A 6,051-nucleotide genomic window follows, 5' to 3' on the forward strand; every position below is an offset into this window, starting at 1 on the left:
TGAGCTCTGCGAAGGGCGGGGGCGCGGAGCGGGGGCCGGGGGAGAGGGTAAAGCGGTTGTCTACGCAGCCCCCTCTCCCTAACCCTCTCCCCGAGGGGAGAGGGGACGGTTCAGTGGCTAGTCTCCCCTATTTTCGGCTCCCCTCACCGGGGCGGGCCTGTTTCATCCCGAGAAAAACGATAAAGAGGGCCTCACCATGTTCAGCAAGCACGACCAACTGCAGGGCTATGACGACGCCCTGCTCGCGGCGATCCAGGCCGAAGAACAGCGCCAGGAAGACCATATCGAGCTGATCGCCTCGGAAAACTACTGCAGCCAGCGCGTGATGCAGGCTCAGGGCAGCGGCCTGACCAACAAGTACGCCGAAGGCTATCCGGGCAAGCGCTACTACGGTGGTTGCGAGCATGTGGACAAGGTCGAGGCACTGGCCATCGAGCGCGCCAAGCAGCTGTTCGGCGCCGACTATGCCAACGTCCAGCCGCACTCCGGTTCCTCGGCCAACAGCGCCGTGTACCTCGCACTGCTGAGCGCGGGCGACACCATCCTCGGCATGAGCCTGGCCCATGGCGGCCACCTGACACACGGCGCCAAGGTGTCGTCCTCGGGCAAGCTGTACAACGCCGTGCAGTACGGCATCGATGAGAACGGCCTGATCGATTACGACGAAGTCGAGCGTCTGGCAGTCGAGCACAAGCCGAAGATGATCGTCGCCGGTTTCTCGGCCTACTCGCGCGTGCTGGACTTCCCGCGTTTCCGCGCCATCGCCGACAAGGTCGGTGCGCTGCTGTTCGTCGATATGGCCCACGTCGCGGGTCTGGTCGCCGCCGGCCTGTATCCCAACCCGGTGCCGTTCGCCGACGTGGTCACCACCACCACGCACAAGACCCTGCGTGGCCCGCGTGGCGGTCTGATCCTGGCCAAGGCCAATGAAGAGATCGAGAAGAAGCTCAACTCCGCCGTATTCCCCGGCGCCCAGGGCGGCCCGCTGATGCACGTCATCGCGGCCAAGGCGGTGTGCTTCAAGGAAGCGCTGGAGCCGGGCTTCAAGACCTACCAGCAGCAAGTGATCGACAATGCCCGCGCCATGGCCGAGGTGTTCGTCGAGCGCGGCTATGACGTGGTCTCCGGCGGTACCGACAACCACCTGATGCTGATCAGTCTGGTCAAGCAGGGCCTGACCGGCAAGGCGGCCGACGCGGCGCTGGGCGACGCTCACATCACGGTGAACAAGAACGCCGTGCCGAACGACCCGCAGTCGCCTTTCGTCACCTCCGGCATCCGCATCGGCACTCCGGCGGTGACCACGCGCGGCTTCAAGGAAGGCGAATGCCGCACCTTGGCCGGCTGGATCTGCGACATCCTCGACGACCTGGAAAACCCGGCGGTGATCGAGCGCGTGCGCGGCCAGGTCGCCGACCTCTGCGCCACCTTCCCGGTCTACGCTGACTGACACCCGTCTTACCACGGGCCGCGCGGCGGCCCCCACCGGTGCGCACGGCGCACCCAACAGGAAATCGACATGACCACTGAAACTCTCGCCAAGACTCCGCTGCACGCCCTGCACCTCGAATTCGGCGCACGCATGGTGCCCTTCGCCGGCTATGACATGCCCGTGCAGTACCCGCTGGGCGTGATGAAGGAACACCTGCACACCCGTGAGGCCGCCGGCCTGTTCGACGTCTCGCACATGGGCCAGATCCTGCTGCGTGGCGAGAACGCCGCGCGTGCCCTGGAAACCCTGGTGCCGGTGGACATCATCGACCTGCCGGTGGGTACACAGCGCTACGCCATGTTCACCGACGCCCAGGGCGGCATCCTCGACGACCTGATGGTCGCCAACCTGGGCGACGACACCCTGTACCTGGTGGTCAACGCCGCCTGCAAGGATCAGGACCTGGCCCACCTGAAGAAGCACATCGGCGAGCAGTGCCAGATCGAGTGCCTGTTCGAGGAGCGCGCCCTGCTCGCCCTGCAAGGGCCGAAAGCGGTCGACGTGCTGGCCCGCCTGGCACCGGAAGTGAGCAAGATGACCTTCATGCAGGTCGCCCGCGTACGCCTGCTGGGCAGCGAATGCATCGTCAGCCGCAGCGGCTACACCGGCGAAGACGGTTTCGAGATTTCCGTCGCCGTCGACCAGGCCGAAGCCCTGGCGCGCAGCCTGCTGGCCGAAGCCGAAGTCGAGGCCATCGGCCTCGGCGCGCGTGACTCGCTGCGCCTGGAAGCCGGCCTATGCCTGTACGGCCACGACATGAGCAGCGCCACCACGCCGATCGAGGCCAGCCTGCTGTGGGCCGTCTCCAAGGTGCGCCGCGCTGATGGCGAGCGTGCCGGCATCTTCCCGGGCGCCGAGCGCGTGTTCGAGCAACAGCAGAAAGGCGTGGCCCGCAAGCGCGTCGGCCTGCTGCCGCAGGAACGTGTACCGGTGCGTGAAGGTGCGGAAATCGTCGATGCCGACGGCACCGTGATCGGCCAGGTATGCAGCGGCGGCTTCGGCCCGACCCTCGGCGCTCCGGTGGCCATGGGTTACGTCAATGCCAGCCATGTCGCCATCGGCAGCGACGTCTGGGCCGTGGTGCGCGGCAAGCGCGTTGCGATGAAAGTGGCCAAGACCCCGTTCGTGCCGCAGCGCTACTACCGCGGCTGATCCGCCACGCAGCCTGGCTGCCCGCTCCCCTCTCCCATGTATGGGAAAGGGTTGAGGGCAAGGTGCGTAGGGCGGGTGAAACCCGCCGCGCGATCTGGCGGGTTGACCCGCCCTACAGGCTGAAGCCCTTCCCACAGATGCAGCCATTCGCGGACAAGTCCGCTCCCACAGAAGCAGCGAGATAGAGTCGCTGGATTTGTGGGAGCGGACTTGTCCGCGAAAGCTTCGTAGCCCGGATGCAATCCGGGGATGCCCTCAAAAGCTCCCGGATTGCATCCGGGCTACGTTGTTATTACCCCCTGATTCGCTCGTATGACACACGCTCGCGTCCGGCACGCTGGGTCTGTGCCCCGCTGCTCCACTTCGTAGGGCGGGTGAAGTCCGCCACATTGCTCTGGCGGGTTGCACCCGCCCTACGAGTAGCCATCCGCGCTACGTCGCGCTATTACCCCCTGATCCGCTCGTAAGGCACCCGCTCGCGCCCAGCGCGCAGGGTCTGTGCCCACCAGTTCAGTTGCACCAACGTATGCGCCAGCGCCGAGTTGGCTCGCCGTGGCTCGCTCAACCGCCCCTGCTCGTCGAACTGTTCCCAGGCATTGGTGAAGCTCACCGACCCGCGCACCGTCATGCCATGCAACTCCGCCAGCACCTGACGCAATTGCTCTACCGCACGCAGCCCACCGGACACCCCGCCATAACTGACGAACCCCACCGGCCGTGCTTCCCAGGATGCCGGCACCTCGTCGATGAATTGCTTGAGCGCCGCCGGATAGCCATGGTTGTACTCCGGGGTGACGATCAGAAAGGCATCGGCGCGCAGCAGATGCTGCAGCGACTGATGGCGTTGCTCGGCAACCGCCTGCGCTTCACCTGGCTGGCGAAACATCACGGCCGGATCGACCAGGCTCAGCTCGAATTCGCTGCGCTGCTCGATCTGCTCACGCGCCCAGGCCACCACCTGGTCGCAGAAGCGCTCTTCACGCACGCTGCCGTAAATCAGTACCAGACGAATGCGGTCCTGCATGGAAATGCCCTCGGGGTTGTCTATCAAGGCCTGCGAGGGTAAAACCTCAACTTAACTTGAGGTCAACAGGAATTTGTCATGGACATGCATCGTGCCTTCCACGAACGCCCGCTGAGCGTCGGCCAGGTTGCCGAGCGCAGCGGCGTGGCGGTTTCCACGCTGCATTTCTACGAAACCAAGGGGTTGATCCACAGCCAGCGCAATGCCGGCAATCAGCGGCGTTATCGGCGTGATGTGCTGCGCCGCGTGGCGATCATCAAGGTGGCACAGCGCCTGGGCATTCCGCTCGCCGATATTGCTACCGCACTGGCCACTCTGCCCTGCGATCACATGCCCACGGCCGCGGACTGGCAACAACTGTCGGCACAATGGCAACGTGACCTGGATGCCCGCATCGAACAGATGACACAGTTGCGCGACCAGCTCACCGGCTGCATCGGTTGCGGTTGCCTGTCGATGCAGGACTGCCCATTGCGTAACCCCGGGGACGAACTTGGCGCGCAGGGCGCTGGCGCACGCCTGCTGGAGACGGATTAATCGTCCACGCAGTTGCGCCGATTGCTGAACACCTCGCGCCGGATGTCGCGTACATCCAGGGAAATCGCCGGCACCTGCGGCAGGCGTTGCACCAGTGCGCGTACGATGCGCCGCGACAGCGCCCGTTTGTCGTCATCACTGCGGCCAGCCAGCACGTAGAAGATCAGGTGCACGAACGGGCCTGGCTCGCCACCAACGCAGTGATGCTCGTACAGGCTCAGGCGCACCTTGACCTCGCCAGGCTGGAACAGACCACTGTCGGCCGCCTGGTCATGCACCAGTTGCACCAGCTCCTGCGGCGCAATCAGCTCACTCACTTCGCGTGCAGCTTCGATCAGGCAATGCGGCATTGATAAGTCCTTGATGTAAGTAAATTTGTCATACGTTATCACACAACAAAAGCACCACCCCGCCGCTATCTTTTCCTGCTTTCCTATCGGCCCGTGAGCGTTCCTCATCGCGGTTGTACCGTGATACAGACGATGTACACCACTCAGACTTTCGTCTAGGCATACATTGACAAGCGATAAAAATGCTGTCGATAATCCAGCCAGTTGTATGACGACTTATGACAAAGATAAAAACAAGAATCAGGGCCAGAACATGACTATCCTCGCCTCTTTCTCAGCGCAGCAGCTCCTCGCCTGCTCGGCATCCATCGCCACCAGACGCCATAGACCCGGATTCGCCGGAGGCTGACACCAGCCACCAGCAATGACCGGCCGCGTTCGGCCGGCCGCTCGCCCTCTACAGGGGCAAACACAGCATTCCCTTCATGCAGGCCCTGAGCAGGCCAGCAGGGGATGGTTCGTTCAAAAACTGGGAGCACAACAATAATGACCGCACGCAACATCATTCCTTTGGCCCTGCTTGGCAGCACGGCTCTGGCCCTGGTTATGCCGACTGCCACGCACGCTGCCGGCTTCGTCGAAGACGCCAAGGTCACCCTCGGTCTGCGCAACTACTACTTCAACCGCAACTACCTCAACGGCACCGACCCCTTGATCCGCGGGGAGCGCCAGGGCCAGGCCGAGGGCTGGACCCAGAGCTTCATCCTCGATGCCCGCTCCGGCTACACCCAGGGCACCGTCGGCTTCGGTCTCGACGTGCTCGGTCTGTACAGCGTCAAGCTGGACGGCAACCGTGGCGCCGCCAACACCCAGCTGATGCCGATCCACGATGACGGCCAGGCCGCTGATGACTTCGGCCGCACTGCCGTAGCCGCCAAGGCCAAGATTTCCAAGACCGAACTGAAAGTCGGTGAGTGGTTCGCCGTGCTGCCGATCCTGCGTGCCGATGACGGTCGCTCGCTGCCGCAAACCTTCCAGGGCGCGCAGCTCACCTCCGGCGAAATCGACGGCCTGACCCTGTACGGCGGCCAGTTCTGGAAGAACAGCCAGCGCCATGACGCCAGCCGTGAAGACATGACTTTCAACGGCGTGGATGGCGATGACTTCAACTTCGGCGGCGGTGAATACCGCTTCAACGGCAACAGCACCATGGTCGGCGTCTGGCACGCCCGCCTGGAAGATGTGTACAAGCAGAGCTTCGTACAGTTGACCCACAGCCAGCCGGTCGGTGACTGGGTGCTGGGCGCCAACCTTGGCTATTTCAACGGAAAGGACGAAGGCGCGGCCAAGGCCGGCGACCTGGACAACAAGGTGTATCAGGGCGCGCTGTCGGCCAAGAGGGGCAACAACACCTTCCAGGTCACCTACCAGCGTCTGAGCGGCGATACCAAGTTCCTGCGCATCGACGGCGCCAGCGGCGGCTCGCTGGTCAACGATGGCTTCCTGTCCGCTTTCGACAGTCCGGAAGAGCGTTCCTGGCAGGTTCGTCACGACTA

General features: G+C 63.8%; 6 protein-coding genes. 4 read left to right on the forward strand and 2 right to left on the reverse strand.

The window, feature by feature from the left end:
• The first annotated feature begins 196 nt into the window (after nucleotides 1-196).
• Together glyA and gcvT are read left to right on the forward strand one after the other, a co-directional pair.
• Nucleotides 197-1,450: a serine hydroxymethyltransferase gene (glyA, locus tag B3P22_RS00125; RefSeq protein WP_296269400.1), complete on the forward strand. Its 1,254-nt coding sequence runs from the start codon at nucleotides 197-199 to the stop codon at nucleotides 1,448-1,450.
• A gap of 69 nt (nucleotides 1,451-1,519) precedes the next feature.
• Nucleotides 1,520-2,644: a glycine cleavage system aminomethyltransferase GcvT gene (gene gcvT / locus B3P22_RS00130; protein WP_296269401.1), complete on the forward strand. Its 1,125-nt coding sequence runs from the start codon at nucleotides 1,520-1,522 to the stop codon at nucleotides 2,642-2,644.
• 445 nt (nucleotides 2,645-3,089) lie between these two features.
• On the opposite strand, the gene B3P22_RS00135 is transcribed toward gcvT, so the two are convergent.
• A complete protein-coding gene (locus tag B3P22_RS00135; protein ID WP_296269402.1) occupies nucleotides 3,090-3,668 on the reverse strand; it encodes an NADPH-dependent FMN reductase in 579 nt (192 codons plus the stop codon).
• A gap of 84 nt (nucleotides 3,669-3,752) precedes the next feature.
• Here B3P22_RS00135 and soxR point away from each other — a divergent pair, with 84 nt between their 5' ends.
• Nucleotides 3,753-4,205 carry a redox-sensitive transcriptional activator SoxR gene (soxR, locus tag B3P22_RS00140; RefSeq protein ID WP_419096402.1) on the forward strand — a complete coding sequence of 151 codons (453 nt, stop codon included), beginning with the start codon at nucleotides 3,753-3,755 and terminating at the stop codon, nucleotides 4,203-4,205.
• Here soxR and B3P22_RS00145 read toward each other — a convergent pair.
• Nucleotides 4,202-4,555 carry a 5-carboxymethyl-2-hydroxymuconate Delta-isomerase gene (locus B3P22_RS00145; RefSeq protein WP_296269404.1) on the reverse strand — a complete coding sequence of 118 codons (354 nt, stop codon included), beginning with the start codon at nucleotides 4,553-4,555 and terminating at the stop codon, nucleotides 4,202-4,204. The genes soxR and B3P22_RS00145 overlap by 4 nt on opposite strands.
• Nucleotides 4,556-5,041: 486 nt before the next feature.
• Here B3P22_RS00145 and B3P22_RS00150 point away from each other — a divergent pair.
• On the forward strand, nucleotides 5,042-6,051 hold a 1,010-nt coding region (locus B3P22_RS00150), incomplete at its 3' end, for an OprD family outer membrane porin (RefSeq protein ID WP_296269405.1).

This window comes from Pseudomonas sp. UBA6323, assembly GCF_002439135.1.
Lineage (GTDB): Bacteria > Pseudomonadota > Gammaproteobacteria > Pseudomonadales > Pseudomonadaceae > Aquipseudomonas.